This is a genomic window from Sporosarcina cyprini, assembly GCF_022048975.1.
Taxonomy (GTDB): Bacteria; Bacillota; Bacilli; order Bacillales_A; family Planococcaceae; genus Sporosarcina; species Sporosarcina cyprini.
In genome coordinates this window covers 1-18,657 of the sequence record NZ_JAKMHX010000020.1, presented here as the reverse complement: position 1 = coordinate 18,657, position 18,657 = coordinate 1, and the positions used below count along the sequence as shown (strand labels likewise).

Here is an 18,657-nt window from a genome sequence, read left to right as displayed (position 1 = left end):
CCTTATTTGATTTCCGTGTAGATGGCGCGCCATTCTTCCAATTGTTCCGTGTCATCTAGCAAGGATCGTTCTGAACGGATTTGTTCCAAGCTTCCGGATAATAGATGCTGACGCAATCCTTCCGCCTCCGATTCGATCCATCGCTCTGCCCATTGATCCAACTTTTCCTTTTCATTCCCCAAGTAATCGGATGCATCGGTTTTGAGCAGTTCTTCAAGAGCCGCGCGCAATTTATCGCGATCGCCTTTTTCGAAGAAGGCCTTTTGGTTTTTAAAGTATTTGTTTACCACTTTGTATTTCTCAGACGTTTCGAAAGGAGCTGTGAAAGTAAGCATGTCCGCTTCGCTCGACTCATAAGGAGACAAGCTGAGAGCTGCGTCCTTTTCAGTCAACTTGCGTTTTTCGACCCGTTCCCGATCCGTCAGCTGCTTTTTCAAGAAGTTTAACATTCTCAAGTTGGTGACTTTCAGCTCTTGCGTAATATCGAAGCCGAGCATTTGAACGGTTTCATCCAGCGCGAGCTTCAAAGCGCGATCGGTTGGATATTTGGCGAAAGTCGATGGGCTGTACCCTTCTTTGAAGAAATCGCCAAATCGCAAAAACACACGTTGCAATAGATAATAGATGAGTTCATTCAATTCATTGCGGGAGGCACGTTCGATCACTTCTGTGAAGCCGTCCGCAAATTGGATACGGACTTCCTGCTCTAGCTTATCCAATTCCTGCATCCGTTCCGCTTTCCGCGTACGGTTGGACTCGACACGTTCGATCAGGTTCGCAACGCGCTGAACCGTTTTGGATGTTTCCTCTTGCAAGGCTTGGATGGCAATGCCCCGCAAATCATGCTGGAGGAAATGATGGAAATTCGATTCGAATTCAGCCATCTCTTCATCCGTCTGTCCAGCTAGTTTAGACTCCAGTGCGCGCAAGCTCGATATGCCATGCACCCTCGGGTGACGGATGCCGAACGTCGTCAGCTGCTCGGCAACATATGTTTTGACAGCCTCTGCTTCTTCCACATTCGCTGCCAAATCGATCGCGTTGACAACGAAGAACATCTTATCGAGTTCAAATGCATCTTTGACACGGCCAAGCTGAATGAGAAACTCACGGTCCGCCCGAGCGAACGCGTGATTATAGTACGTGATGAACAAAATGGCATCCGCATTTCGAATATATTCAAATGCCACATCCGTATGTCTAGCATTAATGGAATCCGCTCCTGGCGTGTCAACGAGCGTGATTCCTTCCCTTGTGAGCGGGCAATCATAATAAAAATCGATAGATTGGACGAAACAGCTGCGTTCCTCCTCCGCCACATAGCGGGTGAATTCCTCTTCTTCAACAGTCAGTGTAGTACCGAGTGAATTCCGGAAGGTCTCATAGCCTTTCGCAAAGGCCTTGATGAATGTCTTATGGATATGCAGACTTTCCTCTTGCAATTCCTTCGCCAGGATATCTGACGTTTTGGCGTAGGCATCATCCAAATCCTTCACAGGCATATCCAACGCCTGGTATGAAAATGAAATGTCTTCGAACATCTCCTGTACTGATTTCAAATGGACATCAGCCGTCCGGTTCTTCTTTGTTGCCGAGACTGGACGGATTCGATTGATCGCCGCCGTTGTCGGGTTAGGCGACACCGGTAAAATGGAATCCCCCATCAACGCATTCGAGAACGAAGATTTCCCCGCACTGAACGCACCGAATAATGCCACGGTGAATTCCTGTCCATCCAGCCGATCCGCTTTATGGCGCAAGTACGAAACGGTTTCAGAAAATCCGGGAATGGATTCTACAGCGTTTGCGACTTCAAGGGCACGGCTGATTACTTGCGTGCCATCTGCCAACACTTGCTCTTCAGCAGGCGAATCGACTGCCTGCTGTTCAGTGGCTGCCGATGCCTCTACTTTTCCCTCTTCCGTAAAGTCGATTGTACGAAGTTCTTCCGGTTGATTCCATTGACTTAGCAGAGCCTCTGCCGCCTTCACCATCTCAGCTGAAGGGGTAGCAAGTTCATCATCCAAGCGGTCTAAGGCATTCTGCAATTTTTGCACGTGCTGGATGGCTGCCACTTTCTCATCTAAGACGCGAATTGAATGCATCATCGATTCGGCCTTTTCGTTTCCTCTTGAGGAGGCGAGTGCAGCCATCTCGTTTTTCCAGCTCTCTGTCATCTTCCGGAATGCCGAGTAGATCGCTGTTTTCAAATGTTCTGTCACATTGAGGACGGTTTCTCCAGTTACGACATCCGTTGCAATCAGCTGTGCATCAATCTCATCAATCGGCAGCTGGAAATCCATCGTATCGATTTCGATCGAACGCTCATCATTCAGCAACCCGGTCTCTTTCAACGATTTTTTCATTAACGATTTCAAATGAACCCCGATCTGAGGCTGTACGAGCGTATCCAGATTTTCAAAGAATGCTTCCTTCCGTCGCGCCTTCTCTTCAGCAGTCTTTTTTGCGCCGAATAAAAGCCCGACTTTAAAACGGGAAGATTTCGATTCCAAGTAGGATTTCAACAGTTCCCTCGTTTCAAACGGTGTGATGGCTGCACTTTCTAGCAGTTTCTTGCGTTCCTGTTCGAAATTGGCGGCAAACTCATCACCTGATAAGAGATGCAATTCCTTCTCTTGTTCGCGTACTTCCTTTTCGAGTTCCCCCAGTTGGTTCCACTCGTCATCCAGGACGATATCTCGATACGTTTCCTTACGCTCTTCCATTTCCTCTTTCAGAAATAGAATATGCTCATCCATTAATTTGCGTAGCGCGTGAGACGCATTGTCTGCCATGCGATCCTGGCGATTCTCAATGGATCCTTTAACAATCTCCTGCACTTTTGAAAAATCATTATCCGGCATATCTTGTGTACGCAATGATGTGTAGAAAATCCCTTTTGGCTTCACACCCCATAGTGCGAAGGAATCCTCTACAGACTTTTTGAAAGCGGCGAAAGGTAGCTCCGAATCGCGATGCTTATCGATTTGATTAATGATCAAGTACATATTTTCATTGTATTTCAACAGCTCTTTTGTAAAGGTGAAATTCAGTTCGGATTGCACATGGTTATAGTCCATCGTATAGAAGACAAGGTCTGCAAGATGCAATGCGGAGTCGGTCGACAGCTTATGTGCATCATCCGTTGAATCGACTCCCGGTGTATCCATGACGGTTATCCCTTCCGGCAGCTGAGAGCCGGTATACCCGATTTCAACCTGTGCGACAGATCGTCCGTCTTTGCTAAATGATTTGATAGCTTCTGCAAAATGCTGTCCCTCATATAAGTACGCCTTGCCATCTGTCTGATGGATAATGGCATGGTCAGTGTCCGCTTTGCTGACTTTTACGATATTCGCACTTGTCGGTATAGGTCCGGATGGCAATAAATCATTGCCTACGAGCGCATTGATCATTGAGGACTTGCCTGCCGAGAAGTGGCCGGCAAAGCCTATTGTAAATTCGCCTTTGTCCAACTTATGTGCTAGGAGCTTCGCTTTTTTATAACGCTCCTCATCTTCATCTCTTTTAAAAATTTCCCCGTATAACGCAGTTTGTTGTATGTATTTATTCATCTGTGACATTTCGTTTTCGATCCTTCCTTAAAGTCTCTCCCTATCATACCATTTTTCCGTCCAATGACGATTTTTCAGAAGACTTTGGCGAAACGGTAAAATAGCAGGTCTACTTTAAAGTATAAATTAATTATCTGTAATATTGAAAAATGTACTATATCATCTTGTTTTGTTATGGTATTATTGCACTATACATACACCGTAGTGAGAGGTAGGAATTTATATGGATACAGCAAGTGATATACAAAAGATCCTGAATGGAACCATTTCATCTTTAACAACCGTTTTGCCGATGAAATTTGATGTACTGGCTCCAGCGATGACCGTTCAGCCCTATGAACAGAAAGAACTAAGCGTGTTGATCGGTCTCGTTGGAGCAGTCAAAGGACGTTTAATTATTGACACCACATCTGATGTGATCGGCTCAATCGGCCTCTCGATGTTCGGCATGATCATCGAAGGGGAAATGATCGAATCCTTCACGGGAGAACTGGGCAACATGATCGCCGGCAACTTGTGCACGGCATTAGAAAAGGATGATTATATCATCGATATCTCCACCCCGACTGTCATGCGTGGGGAAACAAAATTCTATGGGTTCAAACACGCCTTCAAACTGCCCGTCCGATTTGAAGACGAAACCACGCTCAACGTAATTTTGACAGTGGATAATGAATAAAAAATGCTGCCCTGCTATCAAGTATCTTTGATAGTCAGGACAGCATTTTTTTATCTAACAGCCAATTCAACTTGAACGGGGAACACTTTACTGATTTCCTCCAGCAACGGCTTTTCTTCCGTCTCCATGAATACATGAACGGTACCGTAATCTTCAGAGGTACGAATTAACCGGCCGGCTCCTTGCCGCAAGCGGAGTAACATGAAAGGCAGGTCGACCTCTTTGAATGGATCTTCCGCGTGCTGCCTCCTTGCATCAAACAACGGATCAGATGGAGGAAAAGGCAAATCATAAATAATGACGCGTGTCAACGCATCACCAGGAATATCAAGACCTTCCCACAGATGATAGGAACAAAGGACACGGGCCCGTTTTTGCTGGAAGTCTTGGACCATAGCCGACAGCTCACGATCTCCTTCAAATTCGATGAATTCGCGATAGGATGCCGGCAGCTGTTCCCTGAACCGAAGCATTGATTGCTCCGATTTAAATAATATGAGGGTTTGTTCTTCATCGTCGAGGATCTTCATGGCTGTTTCTGCTTTGTCCTTTGCAGACAATTCCGTGGCCTCAATTTTCATAGATTCCTCATAATCAAATGGAGATTCTACAGAGAACGATAGAAAATCCTCGATCCCTAAGCTATCCAATAAATACGTAAAGTCCTGGCCGACCGATAAGGTTGCCGAGGAGAAGACCATCGGCATCGGTGAGCTGAACAGGTTCTCTCTCAAGATATCTGTAACAAGCCGCGGCATGATGACAAGCGTCGGTTCACCATTGCGCTCTTCCATCCAATCGACCGCGTCGCTCTCTTCAAGGAACAAGCCCATCGAGTAGATGTATTGCTCCAAATATTCCTCTACCATTTTCAGGTCATATTCAGGGATAACATAGAGTTCACCTTCAAAAACGAATTCCTCCAGCAAGCTGTTGGAAATGGCAATGGCCTCTTTGCCGGATTGCAGCAAACGATTCGATTTGATGATCTTTTTTCGTTCTCCTTCATATGAAGCATGCTGCTCCAGAAGGTCAAAGAATTCCTCATGGGTGGAAAAGAGCCTCTCCATCAACTGGAGCGTCTCCTCCCGAATGCCATCAACCATAATCCGTTCCAGCAAGGAAAGCAACGTACTTTTTTGTACTTCGTATGTGAGAGCTCGCTGTGCGGAATATTCCAATAGATGGCCCTCGTCAAACACAACCATAGAGACTTCAGGAAGCAACGGCAGCTGGCCTTGTCGCTTTCGGGACTCTTTCGTCCAAATATGCTCCATGAAAAAGTCATGCGAGCAAATGATCAGATCCGTAGCTTCCCGGTAATGGTTCCGATGGATGATCTGTCCGCAGCGATTCCGCATATCACACGCTTCGCATTGCTGAGTCGGATGGAAATTGATCGTGCTCCATTGCGCATCATCCAGCTCTGGAAATGAAGAACGTTCCCCATATGGATGAACCGATTGTAAGGAGGCATTGCCTCTAACAAAGGAAGGCAAGCTTTCATCCACTTCGTCCGGATAATCTTCGAGAGACGTATTCACGGTTTCATCCAGTCGTTTCAAACATAAATATTGATCCCGGGCTTTAGCGAGGCGGACATCAATTTCCACCTGCAGGGCATCGCTGATCTTGCGAATATCCCCTTCTTCTTTGACGAGCTGGTCGATCAATGTTTCATCCGCACAGGAAATGAGCGCCGGCTTTCCTGTATAGCGGGCATAGGCAAGAGCCGGTAGCAAATAGGCAATCGTCTTTCCTGTTCCGACGCCCGCTTCAGCAAGAAGCACTTTTTTCGCTTTTAATGCCTGCTCGATCTGAAATGCCATGAAAATTTGTTCGTCCCGGCATTCGAAACCTTTTTCCGTCAATTCGTCGTACAGGACGTCGCCCATCCAGTCATTCAGTGATTCATAAAAAGATTTATCTTTTGTTAATGAAAACGGTATTTTCCGGTTCATTCGATTTCCCCTTTCCGTGTACAAGGAAAAGGAAGAGGCACGGCCCCTTCCAGACATGTTTCATTATTGGCGCTGACCCCAAAATTGATAAAAATCAGTACGGATAAATCCGTTAAACAGTTTCCGTTTTTTCGTCGCCTTCTTGCCATACATCTCCTCGAAGTTTTCGAGTGATGACAGCATATAGACCGACCAGGACGGATACCGTTCCATTAAATGACCGACAACGCGAGCCAATTCTTCCGCTTCCTCAATTTCGCCAAGTCGCTCTCCATATGGAGGGTTCCCCACAAGAACACCATTCAATCCTTCAACTTCCAAGTCTTTTACGTCTCGGTGTTTCCACTCGATAATGTCCATAAATCCAGCTTCCATCGCATTTTGCTTTGCGATTTTGACCATCTTCGGATCAACGTCTGAGCCAGTTATGGATAAAGGCTGGTCATACTTGGCTAAGTCTTCGGCTTCTTCCTTGATGCGGTCCCAAATGGCTGAATCAATCCATGGCCATTGTTCACTGCTGAATTCTCGGTTATATCCAGGAGCAATTTGCTGCCCAATCATTGCAGCTTCAATAGCGATAGTCCCAGAACCGCAAAATGGATCGACAAACGGACGATCTGGATTCCAGCGTGTTAGTTTAACGAGCGCAGCAGCCATTGTTTCTTTCAGTGGAGCTTCCCCTTGTCCAACACGATAACCCCGTTTATGAAGACCTGCCCCGCTCGAGTCGATGGTGATCGTCACCTTATCCTTTAAAATGGAAACTTCCAATTTGAAAAGCGGACCCGATTCATCTAGAAAACCGATACGCTTATAAGCCGTTTTCAACCGTTCCACCACTGCTTTTTTCACAATCGCTTGGCAGTCCGGCACACTATACAGCGTCGATTTTACTGATTTCCCTGCAACAGGAAACGCAGCATCCACCGGCAGGAACTGTTCCCACGCAATTGACTTCGTCTTCTCAAAAAGCTCGTCAAACGTTGTGGCTGTAAACTCTCCGGCAATAACACGGACGCGGTCCGCTACCCGAAGCCACATATTGGTCTTGGCGATCGCTGTCGCGTCACCCGAAAAATAAATTTTTCCATTTTCCGTTTTTGTATCATATCCAAGTGCCTTCACTTCATCCGCAACAATGGATTCAAGTCCCATTGCAGAAGTGGCGACAAGATTATATAAACTCATTCATGTTCAGCTCCATTCCCGACGCAAAAGCGTCTTCGTCATTATTATACACGTTACGCCAATTATCTATTATAGCATGTCCGTGATTATGTATTGCCAACGATTTCATTCACCTGAATAAAAAACTGAATGCTGGCATATGGCCGAAACATTTCATGAAAAATGAAAATGCCCTCCAGTACAGGAGGGCATTGAGTATACAACTAATCCCATAGAATATCCGATAAGCCATGTTTTGTTCCCGTGTACTCAAACGGCTCTCGCCTCGTACTTAGGGTGGTAATCATCTATCTACAGACCTGGTCTGTCCCTTCGTCCGTTCAATTCCTTTCGAAGAGCGCCCCTACCATAATTTGGGTTTCTCACTCGCGGGGTTTACCTCGTTCCACCCGGCTTGTTTCCAAGCCGGCTACGTCACTGTGGCACTTTTCAGGAAATGTCATCCATATTCCCAAAGGGAACTTAGGATTTCTTCCCGCCGTCAGCGTAAAAACGCTGCCCCGGCTTATTTTTTCGCCGAGCACGAACACTACGGTCATCTCAGAACCGTGCGAGCATGGACTTTCCTCTACAACAAATGTTGCAGCGATTACCTGAATTCTTCATATGGTATCGTTAGTATACTTCATTTCTCATTATTTTTCAATGTCATTGTCTGGGATTACTCATGATCATACAATTTGCTGCCAAACACATGCTTTTCCAAATTGGAAATCCGCTTCAGGATATCGAAATTTGTCGTACCCGTGTTTTGTGTGGCAGGCCGTTTTTGCTGCGATGCCAGTTCCTCTTTTAATCTTTCATTTTCCACACGCAATTCGGAAATTGTTTTCTTGAATGCTTCATAGTCTTGTATGACTTGATCCAGGAACAGATCGACCTCTTCCTGATTATAACCACGCATTCCTGTTTTGAATTCTTTTTCAAGAATCGTTTTGGAATCCAATTTTATTTCCATGCGACGACGCCCTTCCATTCATGATTACGTACGGACATTATAGCATAATTTGTACATCCATGTCCTAAGAAGAAGTAATGGTTGTCCGTATTTTGTCGGTTACTGCGCTTGCCCGGGAAATATTTTCCCGAGCAATCTTATTTCCCTTTTCCCAAAATCCTCTTTCATGCGTTCACGAAAGCGCCTGCTGAGCTCCGGATCTTTATTTAATAATAGCTGAGCCCGTTCTGTACTTGCCAGTGCTCTCTCAAAATCTCGTATTTGATGTTCAAATAATTTCGCCATTTCGCCGAGTGCAATAATTCGCTCCCGCCCTCGCAAATGTTCCGCAGCGACTTCAAATGCTTTCACTGCATCTTCGAAGTGGCCGTCCCTTTTTAATGCAAAGCCGAAATGGTAATGGGCTAGCGGATGGCGCAGTCCATGCTCAGCCACAACTCGCTCAAGAAAATCCCTGCTTCTGCTGAACGACTTCAGATCGGCATACCATTTCCCGATATTCGTTGCAGAAATAGCGCTCTCGGATAGTGAATCTTGAAGCAAGAGATCCGTCGAGCGGATATACAGCGTGACGAGCGAGAGAATATCCCATTCATTATGGGCAAGAATTTTCATCAACAACTCGGCATTGCCGCTTTTCACCGCATCTTGATAAATGATCGGCGCCATATGGCCCGGAATGTCCCCTTTCCGGAAAAAACCGAGCTGCGACTGTTCTATCGCCGTCAGCTTAAAGGAATCCAGCTCATCTTTCCAAATTCGTCTCGATCCGTGCAAAAGGTCGATGGCATCGTGCTTTACAAGAGGCGGAAGATGAGTCCGGTTCATCGTCCATCTCGTCTCGACTTGAGGCATGTCGAAGCTCTTCCCGTTATACATAACGAGTGAAAGCTTTCTGTCCCAAAGACCGGAAGCGTAAAGGAAGGCCGCTTCATGATCGGGTCCCGGCAGCACGTACTGCGTCAAACGGAACCCGTCCCCCGCCTCCTCCATAAAGCCAAGAAGGAAAATGAGCGTTCCTGCCCCTTTCAACCCCGTCGTTTCCGTATCAAAAAAGACAATCGGTTTCGAAGGGTCCGGACAAAGCGGATGATTTGCGGTCTCTGTACCCCATTGCGCCATCGTCTGCCTCAAATCAGAAAGCTTGTAACTGCCATGCAAATGATGCGCTCCATATGTGACGACACGTTTATAGACGATTCCAAAGTCATTTTGTTCTTTTTCAAGTCCTGCTGACAGCCATTGATCTTCATATGCAGGGGCTGGGGGCACGATCCGCATTGGCTTGGCGGGTGCTTCCTCCTTAACCACCTCATTTTTTTTCAACAGCTTCTTCATCTGCATCAACTTTTGTTCGTATGACATGAAATCTCCCCCCTAACTGCGCCATCCATCTGAAAGCCAGGATCATAAGGAACTCTATATCGTATGAAAGTTTGTAGAATTTTAATAGTACCACCTCTAATAAATGCCCAAATTGCATTGGACATTATCATTTATTATAAAGTAGAGGGATGTTGGAGACAAATCTATTGGAATGACAGGTTGTTTGTATTGATTCGAAACTGAAATCAGAGGAGCAGATTGAATCGTTTTTAATGGGTTCTATTCGTGAGGTTAGTTATGGGGAAAGACTGTTTGGATCTTTTCAAGCACTAACGGCTAAGATGATTCTCATTTATGTTCAATGTGCCTACTTCCTTATTGCAGTGATGAAGGTGAGTTTTACTTTGTAGACCCAATTAATTTCGTAGTTGAAGAATCTATGCAATAACTCTTAATCTACATCAGAAACTGCGTAAACCAGGCAATATACTTTGCCCCCGGTATGAATAAGACTTGCGCTAAAAGGGTTCCTGCCAATCTTGATGTCACCATCATAACGGAGGCACTTTTCAAAGTAACATAGTTCCCTTTTTTATTGATGACATCATCGGCCAGGATTGATATTTTCGGATCTATAAACACGATAAGTAAGATGGTAGCAATCCCATTAATTAAACCAGATGCCATCACAGCAGTTGTTGCCCGTTCAGGTGCCAGCAATGCTGCATAGAGGGCGGACAAAACACCAATTGTATAAATGGCCGTGATCAAGACATTAACGCAAAATAATTGAATAGGTATATCTCGCCAACTCATATCTTTCAAATAAGCTAACCTGGGGAAATGAATATGCTTTTTTGCACGATTGATATACGAAAATGTAAATCCCTTTTTTAACAAAGCTGGAATCGAACCTCGTTCTTCAGCTAAATGAATAATGGCTCTCGAAAAAACAGCGATGAATGTCGGTAGCAAAAGTAAACCAATGACCGTGCCAACGGTGGCAGAACCAATTAGCAGCCGGTATTGACTTTCAACAAATTCTAGGGCATTTTCCTTCGGGGCCTTATCAATCAAGCTGCCTGTAAAAGGTTGCTGCATCATATTCGCCAGCCTGGATACCATTATCATCACATTAAATAAGGAAAGTGCAGAGGCTAACAGTTTCACTCTTGCTCCCGATAAACGGACGGAATAGGCTAAGGTTTCAATTGAATGAATGATTAAGATAAATAATGCAATCACGAGTAATTGTGAAGAAATAAATTCCAAGGACATGACCTGCTTCCTATTATTTGATTGGATCTCCCACTATTAGATAGAACGATACTATTTAGAAATTGTTTCCATCTGTTATGTAAGACTAATTTTATTTCGGCATTAGTGTACTTATATAGTAGGCAATATGAGAAACTCTTCTACGTCATTGTCCAATACCTTTCTAACGAAGCAAAACTGCCCTTGCCCAGTATTTTGCCTAGTGACAACTCCCCCATACGATCTTAACGGGAATAAAGTAGGTTATTGCTTAAATACAACAAAAGAGGAAATCATGTTTGTCTTGTGAACATGATTTCCTCTTATTAAACTCTTTAAGTGAATTAATTATTTTTGCTTACTAAATGAGCATCCAATAGAGCTGATAACTTTTCTTTAGCTTCTTCCGAAGTCACAATACAATTGACATAAGTCAACTTTGTTTTAATTTCCAGCTCATAGCCGCTGTTTACTTCAGAAACATATCCATAATAACGATGATCCTTGTTGATCGGCTCAAATTCATATGATTGCATCCTCTTCCACGGAACAAATCGACCACCACATAACACCCCATCATCCATGATGGCAAACACGTTCCACGTTTGGTTATAGTTAATCAGCCCAGGAAGAATAAAGCTGAGGGAAGTCCAATCTATAAAATATCCAAGTTTTTTGGAAATCTCTAATAGGAAAGCAAGAGCAATAAGACTACCATTTAAATACAGACCTATTTTTTGATGAGAGATGCCCATCAAACCGATGGGAGCTTTCGGTTGTCTCCGAATAGCCTTAACATCTTCTTCCGTGACAGGAAAAACGGCCGTTTGGTTCATTTTAATGATCTGCCGAAGATAAAGGTAAACATACGGGATGAAGAACATCATAAATACTATAGTGATAATCATTTGCTTCAACTACATCCCCCATTCCCTGAACATGGCTGTCCAGTTGCTCAATGCTGCCGTAATCCACTTTTCCCTTCCTCTTTACGCGCCAGCTCCTCGAGCAAACCAACGACACGCCTCTTCCCTGATTTCACACCGGCCTCCTGTGCTCCGATACAAATCGGACACCCTGCTTCGCAACGGCAAGACGAGACATGATTTGCAGCTAAATCCAGCAACTCGTCCCATCGATCATAGAGCTTTTCACTCAGTCCGATGCCACCAGGATAGCTGTCGTAAATGAAAAACGTTGGTTTTCCTGTATGCGTCGCTTTCACTTGCGGGACGACATGAATGTCCGTTCGGTCGCATCTGACGAAAATCGGGATAAAAGAATGAATCGCTTGGGCAGCGCCCGTCATGGCATCTGTCAAATCGGATTCTTTCCATCCTTCCGGTGCGTCAAACGAAAGCCATGTAGATGAAGTGTGTAGTTCCTCCGCCGGCAATGAGATGGGACCGGAACCGATGTTGTCGTGGGTGTCAAAACGAATCTTCTTGAAAATGGTCGGTATCGCAAGCACGGCGATATCCCCGTATGAAGTCACCAGTTCACCGGCCGCTTCGGTTTTATCCTCATTCATCACTTTTAATTCGACCGCCAAATTCGCATCCGTAAAATAATCGACATCTACTTCAGTCACGTAAGCCTTTTTTTCCTCCCAATCCAGTTTCTCTACTTGATACTGGGTCCCCTGGTGAATATAAATCGCTTCCTCATGAAGCAATGTCATGGCGCTATAGCGGTCCATTTCTCCAATTACTTTGGTCCCTTTCGGCACAGTCTTATCAATGATGACGACATTTTCCTGGGAAGCAGACCGGAGACTGATTTCACTGGCAGGAAAACGGTCGGTCATCCAGTGCCACTTGTCTGACGTCCGGACAAGAATTCCTTCGCTCTCCAAAAACGCGAGCAAGTCCTGCACTTCGAATTCTCCATACGTTTCCGTCAAAGAGAACGGAAGCTCAAAAGAGGCGCATTTCAAGTGATCGATTAGGATGAGCATATTGTCCGGATGGATGAGCGCCTCCTCCGGCGTCTGACCGAGGAGATAGTCCGGGTGATCAATGATGTACTGATCGAGCGCTATTGATTGCGCTACATAAAGGATCAACGCATCGTCCTGCCTTCTCCCCGCCCTTCCTGCTTGCTGGAAAGCACTCGCAATATTTCCCGGATAACCGGTCATGATACAAGCCTGCAATTGGCCGATATTAATACCGAGCTCCAACGCATTCGTGCTGACGACTGTCCGGATATCCCCGTTGCGCAGCCCTTTTTCAATTTTTCGCCTTTCGGACGGCAAATAACCGCCCCGGTAGCCCATCACTGTTTCGTCAAACAGCTTTTTCTTTGTTAATTCCTTCATATAGGTGACGAGCATTTCGACACGCACCCTGCTTTTAGCGAAAATGATTGTTTGGATTCCTTCTCTGTATAAAAAGGCACCCAAATCCCTCACTTCCAAAACGGCGCTTCTCCGAATCCCGAACGTCGGATGGATGACAGGCGGGTTATAAAAAACAAAATGCTTCGTCCCGGAAGGCGCACCGTTGTTCCCAATGAGTTTCATCTCGGTGTTTGTCAATGTTTCTGCCAGTTCCTTCGGGTTCGCAATCGTTGCAGAAGTGCAAATGAAAACAGGGTCCGCTCCATAATAGTTGCATATCCGTTTTAATCTGCGGAGTACATGTGCCACATGGCTGCCGAACACTCCTTTATATGTGTGCAATTCATCGATAATGATATACTTTAAGTTTTCAAAGAGGGAAACCCACTTCGTATGATGAGGAAGAATGCCGGAATGCAGCATGTCCGGATTGGTCAAGACGATATGGCCGGACTTACGTACCTTGGTCCGTAGACCGGGCGCTGTGTCGCCGTCAAACGTGTAACTTAAAATCGTTTCGCCGCTCGCTTCAATTAAAGAGTGCAATTCTGCTAATTGGTCTTGTGCCAGCGCTTTTGTCGGGAACAGGTAAAGCGCCCGTGATGCTTCATCTTCCAAAATGCTTTGGAGCACAGGCAAGTGATAACATAATGATTTGCCCGAAGCGGTCGGCGTGACGGCAGTGATCGAGCGGCCGCCAGCAGCAATATCGAACGCCTCCCTCTGATGGCTGTATAATTTGCGAATGCCTCTTGTTTCGAGCGCCTTTACGATGGAAGGATGCAGATCCGCCGGAAATTCAGCATACGTGGCATCTTTCCCTTCAATCTTCCGGTAATGAATGATATTTTCACCGAAAGACGGATCTTTCCTCAACTCTTCTATAACATTTGCAATTGTCTTGTTCTCCGTCCTCATGATGGGTCTTCCTCTCGTTCTTCTAATGCATTCATTACGGTCTGCAATGTATAACGAGCCGATTGAATGGATTGGACGAAACGCTTTTTCCCTGTCTTCTGATAAAACGATTGGACAATAAATTGCCTCATCATATCATCAAGTGCAATGATTTGCTGCAAATGAATATATTTCGGTCTATCTCGCCGAATCCACGATAAAATTTCTTCTTTCCACGTATCAAGCAACTCAAATTGCTTGTCCGCATAAGGTTTAACTTCATTAAAAAAATCTGGCTCCAGGTCCAGCCTTCTCATTTCGGCATGCCGCTCCAAACATTCTTCACATACGGTGAGGAGCTGTTCAGTCCTTGATTTGATACTTGTCATGTGCTTTCATCCTATCTGAGCCTTTTCTTCCAGTCTATCAAAAACATGTTCGATTCACCACTCCTAACGAACACATATTCTTTTTTCCACGACAGTTAGAACTTAACAGCAACTTTTCAACGACAAAACCGTCCAATCATTGTGGTATGATAGGAAATGCGAGGTGGTAAGTTTGACAATACGCTATCCGAATGGAAGAAAATATACGCCTTCCAGCCAATCAAATGGACCACGGAAAGTGAATCATTCTTTCGGGAACCGCGGTAAAACGCTGGAGGATGAGTTGAATGAGACAAATGAATATTATGTAAGCCACGGCATTGCTGTCATCCATAAAAAACCGGTGCCCATCCAAGTCGTCAACGTGAACTATCCTGCGAGAAGCGCAGCTGTTATTACGGAAGCCTATTTTCGTACTCCATCCACTACCGATTACAATGGTGTTTGGAACGGAAAACATATCGATTTCGAAGCGAAGGAAACAAAGAGTTTGACTTCCTTCCCGCTGCAAAATATCCATGAACATCAAGTTGAACATATGAAAAGAGTGCATGAACAAGGCGGAATTGCCTTTTTGCTCATTCATTTCAGCTCACTTGATCGATATTTTGTCGTCCCCTATGAGTATTTCGTAGAAAAATGGGAAAGGAAGATAGCAGGCGGAAGAAAATCTATAACGCTTGGAGAAATGGAAGAGATATCCATAGAAATTCAAGCAGGTTTTAATCCTAGGCTTGATTATTTGCAAGCTGTCCGTCTGTGGTTAAATCGACTTCAAAAGGAAGCAACTGAAAGGCAGGAAATAGAATGAGTGAGAATGTGAATTCAAGATCTGCTCGACGACAGCAGCAATCTGCTGAAAAAAGAAAAGGCAGAAAAAAAGGTCCTTCGAAAGGACCAAAACATATTATTAAAAAGATCTTTCTGGCTGTGATCGCAGTAGGGCTTGCCATGTTCCTTGGAGGCGCTGTGTTGTTCGCGTACTATGCAAGCACTGCCCCGGAACTCGATGAGGCTCTATTAAAGGATCCTTTGACGTCTGAACTGCTTGATAAAGACGGAAATGTCTTTCTGAAGTTTGGGGCGGAAAAGAGGGAATTTGTTCCTTACGACGAAATTCCGGCTGAGCTGCGGGATGCCATTCTTGCAACAGAAGATGTCCGGTTCTTCAAACATCACGGAATGGATTTTTACCGGCTGGGCGGAGCGATTCTTGCTAACTTCAGAGGCGGGTTTGGATCACAAGGCGCCTCCACTTTAACCCAGCAAGTCATTAAAAACTCTTTCCTTTCCGATGAAAAGACATTAAAACGGAAAGCGCAGGAAGCATGGCTCGCATTTAAATTAGAACGTGAATATTCCAAGGAAGAAATCTTTGAAATGTATTTCAATAAAATCCTGATGTCCGGCCGTATTTATGGGATCGGTACAGCAGCCGAATATTTCTACGGCAAAGATCTCAATGAATTAGAGCTCTCGGATATGGCCTTGCTAGCCGGTATGCCGCAATCTCCAAATGGGTACAACCCGCTCAAAAATCCAGAGCGTGCGGAAAAACGGCGCAACACCGTGCTTCATCTTATGTATAAGCACAAAAAGATTACAAAAGAAGAAATGGAAGCGGCAAAAGCGGTTCCTGTCACTGCGAACCTTTTGCCGGATGACCAGCGCCAGGATTATGCCGAATCAAAGTATCCGGCTTACGTCGATCTAGTTTTAGATGAGTTGGAATCTGCCGGCATGATGAGCCTGCTCTCCGAAGGCGTTAAAATCCAGACTGCTCTCGATCCGAAAGCGCAAGAAACGGTAGAAAATGCGATCAATAACAACAGCATTTATGAATCGGAAGAGATGCAGGCGGCCATGACAGTATTGGATACAAAGACAGGCGCAATTGTTGCTGTTGGCGGCGGTCGTAATTATTCTGGACGAAATATGAACTTTGCAACTTCTGATAATCCGAGACAACCAGGATCCGTTATCAAACCGATTTTGTCCTATGGCCCGGCTATCGAAAACTTCAGCTGGTCGACGGGTACAATCGTTGTTGACGAACCGTACACATACAAAGGAACTAACAAACAGATCCGAAATGTGGACGGAAAATACGCGGGACCGATTACCATCCGCGAAGCGCTCTATCGCTCCCGGAACATACCGGCCGTTAAAATCTTTGAAGAAGTCGGAACACAAAAGAGTGGAGATTTCGCCCGCAAGCTGGGTCTCCCTTATGAAAAATTGAATTCCGCTCATTCAATCGGCGGCGGAGAATATGATTTTTCAACAGTTCAAATTGCAGGTGCTTATTCAGCGTTCGGCAATGGCGGGATTTATACAAAACCACATGCCGTGAAGAAAATCATTATGCGTGACGGCAAGACAGAACGTAACATGACACCGGATCCGGTCAATGCAATGAAAGATTCGACTGCTTACATGGTAACGGATATGTTGCGGGATGTTCTTACTCAAGGTACAGGTAAAACTGCAAATGTCAGCGGACTCGATATCGCGGGTAAATCCGGTACAACCAACTATTCGTCTGATACGAAAAATAAGCATAACCTGAAGAATACAGACGTTCCTGATTCCTGGTTTGCAGGTTATACGACAAATTATACGATCGCCGTTTGGGGCGGTTACAAAAATTACAATACACCGATCAAGACGTACGATAAAGGGCGATATGTACCGCAAAATCTTTTCCGTACAGTTATGGGTGAATTGTCATCCGGCAAAGAGACAGCACGTTTCAAACAGCCGAATTCTGTTGAGGAAGCAACCATTGTCAAAGGCTCCAATCCGATTGTGCTTGCAGCCGCTTCTACGCCAAGTAGTTTGACGAGTCGGGAACTGTTCGTCAAAGGCACGAAGCCGACAGAAGTCGTGGAAGAACAAGTGACTGAACTCGAAACGCCAAACGGGTTGACTGCAGATTATGATGCAAATTCCAATTCCATCGCTCTCAGCTGGTCACATAATCCGCCAGACCCAGAGCTGCTCGATGTGCCTGTTCAATTTAAAGTATCTGTTTCCGTAGATGGAAGCCAAGCGGAGGAATTGAAAACGATATCGGATCACTCTATCACATTAACGGGTGTAGAGGCTGGAAGAACGTATGAATTTTCTGTAGTGGCGATCGCGGGTGAACTAGTAAGTGATCCAGCTTCCACTTCCCTCTTTATTCAAGAGCAAGTAGAAGATAATACCGAAAACCCTGATGAAAACTACAATGAAAATCAAGACGGCTCCGACAACCAAGGAAATGGTGAAGGAGAAAACAACGGAAGCGACAATAATTGGAACAACGGAAATAATGGCAACAACGGCAATAACGGAAACTCCGGAAATAACGGCGGCACAAACGGCAATACCGGTGGCGGCGGAAATTCCGGATCCAACACCGGAGGGAATGTAAATCCCGGTGGCAATCAAGGCGGCAGCGACTCGAATACAGGAGGCACTGACGAAACTGGAGGGAATCCAGGTACCGAGGATGGAACGGATAGCGGTGAATGATCCCTTAACTGGGGTTCTCGCTAGATAGATCATTTTCTAGTTAATCAACCAAGTCAAATCACATCAGGCGGAGAAAAACGAATTGTTTTTCTCCACCTGATTTTTTTGTACTTTAATTTGTCCTGGTTATCTTATTTGACCGCTTGTGTATTTCTTCAATCGGCCTCTTCTGGCCACTCGCAATTTCACCGAGTTTCATATTGACGGGAACCGCTCGTATATCCCGGTTAACCGCTCATATATTTCCACAACCTCTCATATCCATTCGCTAACCGCTCGTATAACCAGCCAACCGCTCATTTATTCCTGTAACCTCTCGTTTCTTCCTGCTAACCGCTCGTATCTGCTTGTAAACCGCTCGTTTATCCGATCAACCTCTTTTCCTGTAATCAACCATGCCCCTGATCTCCCCTGTCTTCTTCCAACCAGAAGCACCCCTGTCAACCGCTCGTATATCGCGGCGAACCGCTCGTATATTTCCACAACCTCTCATATCCATTCGCTAACCGCTCGTATAACCAGCCAACCGCTCATTTATTCCTGTAACCTCTCGTTTCTTCCTGC

The 18,657-nt window shown here is 45.2% G+C and carries 13 protein-coding genes and 1 other RNA gene; 3 read left to right on the top strand and 11 right to left on the bottom strand.

Annotated elements, in window-relative coordinates; genetic code table 11:
- Positions 1-2: 2 nt before the first annotated feature.
- Positions 3-3,584 carry a dynamin family protein gene (locus tag L7D49_RS07125; protein WP_238080154.1) on the bottom strand — a complete coding sequence of 1,194 codons (3,582 nt, stop codon included), beginning with the start codon at positions 3,582-3,584 and terminating at the stop codon, positions 3-5.
- 214 nt (positions 3,585-3,798) lie between these two features.
- On the opposite strand from L7D49_RS07125, the gene L7D49_RS07120 reads away from it, so the two are divergent.
- Positions 3,799-4,254, top strand: coding sequence for a chemotaxis protein CheX (locus tag L7D49_RS07120; RefSeq protein WP_238080153.1), 456 nt, complete (start codon positions 3,799-3,801; stop codon positions 4,252-4,254).
- A 50-nt stretch (positions 4,255-4,304) separates the two neighbouring features.
- Here the strand turns inward: L7D49_RS07120 and L7D49_RS07115 are convergent, their stop codons facing one another.
- The 9 genes from L7D49_RS07115 to L7D49_RS07075 all read right to left on the bottom strand — a co-directional run bounded on the left by L7D49_RS07115 (position 4,305) and on the right by L7D49_RS07075 (position 14,574).
- Positions 4,305-6,215, bottom strand: a complete 1,911-nt coding sequence (locus tag L7D49_RS07115; protein WP_238080152.1) for an ATP-dependent DNA helicase — start codon at positions 6,213-6,215, stop codon at positions 4,305-4,307.
- A gap of 63 nt (positions 6,216-6,278) precedes the next feature.
- Positions 6,279-7,406 (bottom strand): THUMP domain-containing class I SAM-dependent RNA methyltransferase, encoded by a 1,128-nt coding sequence (locus L7D49_RS07110; RefSeq protein WP_238080151.1) that lies wholly within the window; start codon positions 7,404-7,406, stop codon positions 6,279-6,281.
- Positions 7,407-7,625: 219 nt separating this feature from the next.
- An RNA gene (gene rnpB / locus L7D49_RS07105) (RNase P RNA component class B) lies at positions 7,626-8,007 on the bottom strand.
- A 60-nt stretch (positions 8,008-8,067) separates the two neighbouring features.
- Positions 8,068-8,364: a cell division regulator GpsB gene (gene gpsB, locus L7D49_RS07100; RefSeq protein WP_207961772.1), complete on the bottom strand. Its 297-nt coding sequence runs from the start codon at positions 8,362-8,364 to the stop codon at positions 8,068-8,070.
- A gap of 99 nt (positions 8,365-8,463) precedes the next feature.
- A complete protein-coding gene (locus tag L7D49_RS07095; protein WP_238080150.1) occupies positions 8,464-9,729 on the bottom strand; it encodes a ribonuclease H-like domain-containing protein in 1,266 nt (421 codons plus the stop codon).
- A gap of 417 nt (positions 9,730-10,146) precedes the next feature.
- Positions 10,147-10,968 (bottom strand): lipid II flippase Amj family protein, encoded by an 822-nt coding sequence (locus L7D49_RS07090; RefSeq protein ID WP_418895859.1) that lies wholly within the window; start codon positions 10,966-10,968, stop codon positions 10,147-10,149.
- A gap of 323 nt (positions 10,969-11,291) precedes the next feature.
- The gene (locus tag L7D49_RS07085) at positions 11,292-11,864 is read right to left on the bottom strand and encodes a hypothetical protein (RefSeq protein ID WP_238080149.1); all 573 of its coding nucleotides are present in this window, start codon (positions 11,862-11,864) and stop codon (positions 11,292-11,294) included.
- A gap of 38 nt (positions 11,865-11,902) precedes the next feature.
- Entirely contained in the window at positions 11,903-14,206 is a 2,304-nt protein-coding gene (locus L7D49_RS07080) for a DEAD/DEAH box helicase (protein ID WP_238080148.1), read from the bottom strand.
- Positions 14,203-14,574 carry a YppE family protein gene (locus L7D49_RS07075; RefSeq protein WP_238080147.1) on the bottom strand — a complete coding sequence of 124 codons (372 nt, stop codon included), beginning with the start codon at positions 14,572-14,574 and terminating at the stop codon, positions 14,203-14,205. The genes L7D49_RS07080 and L7D49_RS07075 overlap by 4 nt, the downstream gene beginning before the upstream one ends.
- Positions 14,575-14,746: 172 nt before the next feature.
- On the opposite strand from L7D49_RS07075, the gene recU reads away from it, so the two are divergent.
- Both recU and L7D49_RS07065 read left to right on the top strand, forming a co-directional pair.
- Complete coding sequence (gene recU / locus L7D49_RS07070) at positions 14,747-15,385, top strand: Holliday junction resolvase RecU (protein WP_238080146.1); 639 nt, start codon at positions 14,747-14,749, stop codon at positions 15,383-15,385.
- On the top strand, positions 15,382-18,093 hold the full coding sequence (locus L7D49_RS07065; protein ID WP_238080145.1) for a penicillin-binding protein 1A: 2,712 nt from the start codon (positions 15,382-15,384) through the stop codon (positions 18,091-18,093). The genes recU and L7D49_RS07065 overlap by 4 nt, the downstream gene beginning before the upstream one ends.
- Before the next feature lie 300 nt (positions 18,094-18,393).
- Here the strand turns inward: L7D49_RS07065 and L7D49_RS07060 are convergent, their stop codons facing one another.
- On the bottom strand, positions 18,394-18,576 hold the full coding sequence (locus L7D49_RS07060; RefSeq protein WP_238080144.1) for a hypothetical protein: 183 nt from the start codon (positions 18,574-18,576) through the stop codon (positions 18,394-18,396).
- Positions 18,577-18,657: the final 81 nt, after the last annotated feature.

Bases quoted from the DNA above. Each gene is read 5' to 3' on its own strand.
- L7D49_RS07125 (WP_238080154.1), bottom strand. From the start codon at position 3,584: ATGTCACAGATGAATAAATACATACAACAAACTGCGTTATACGGGGAA.
- L7D49_RS07120 (WP_238080153.1), top strand. From the start codon at position 3,799: ATGGATACAGCAAGTGATATACAAAAGATCCTGAATGGAACCATTTCA.
- L7D49_RS07115 (WP_238080152.1), bottom strand. From the start codon at position 6,215: ATGAACCGGAAAATACCGTTTTCATTAACAAAAGATAAATCTTTTTAT.
- L7D49_RS07110 (WP_238080151.1), bottom strand. From the start codon at position 7,406: ATGAGTTTATATAATCTTGTCGCCACTTCTGCAATGGGACTTGAATCC.
- gpsB (WP_207961772.1), bottom strand. From the start codon at position 8,364: ATGGAAATAAAATTGGATTCCAAAACGATTCTTGAAAAAGAATTCAAA.
- L7D49_RS07095 (WP_238080150.1), bottom strand. From the start codon at position 9,729: ATGTCATACGAACAAAAGTTGATGCAGATGAAGAAGCTGTTGAAAAAA.
- L7D49_RS07090 (WP_418895859.1), bottom strand. From the start codon at position 10,968: ATGTCCTTGGAATTTATTTCTTCACAATTACTCGTGATTGCATTATTT.
- L7D49_RS07080 (WP_238080148.1), bottom strand. From the start codon at position 14,206: ATGAGGACGGAGAACAAGACAATTGCAAATGTTATAGAAGAGTTGAGG.
- L7D49_RS07075 (WP_238080147.1), bottom strand. From the start codon at position 14,574: ATGACAAGTATCAAATCAAGGACTGAACAGCTCCTCACCGTATGTGAA.
- L7D49_RS07065 (WP_238080145.1), top strand. From the start codon at position 15,382: ATGAGTGAGAATGTGAATTCAAGATCTGCTCGACGACAGCAGCAATCT.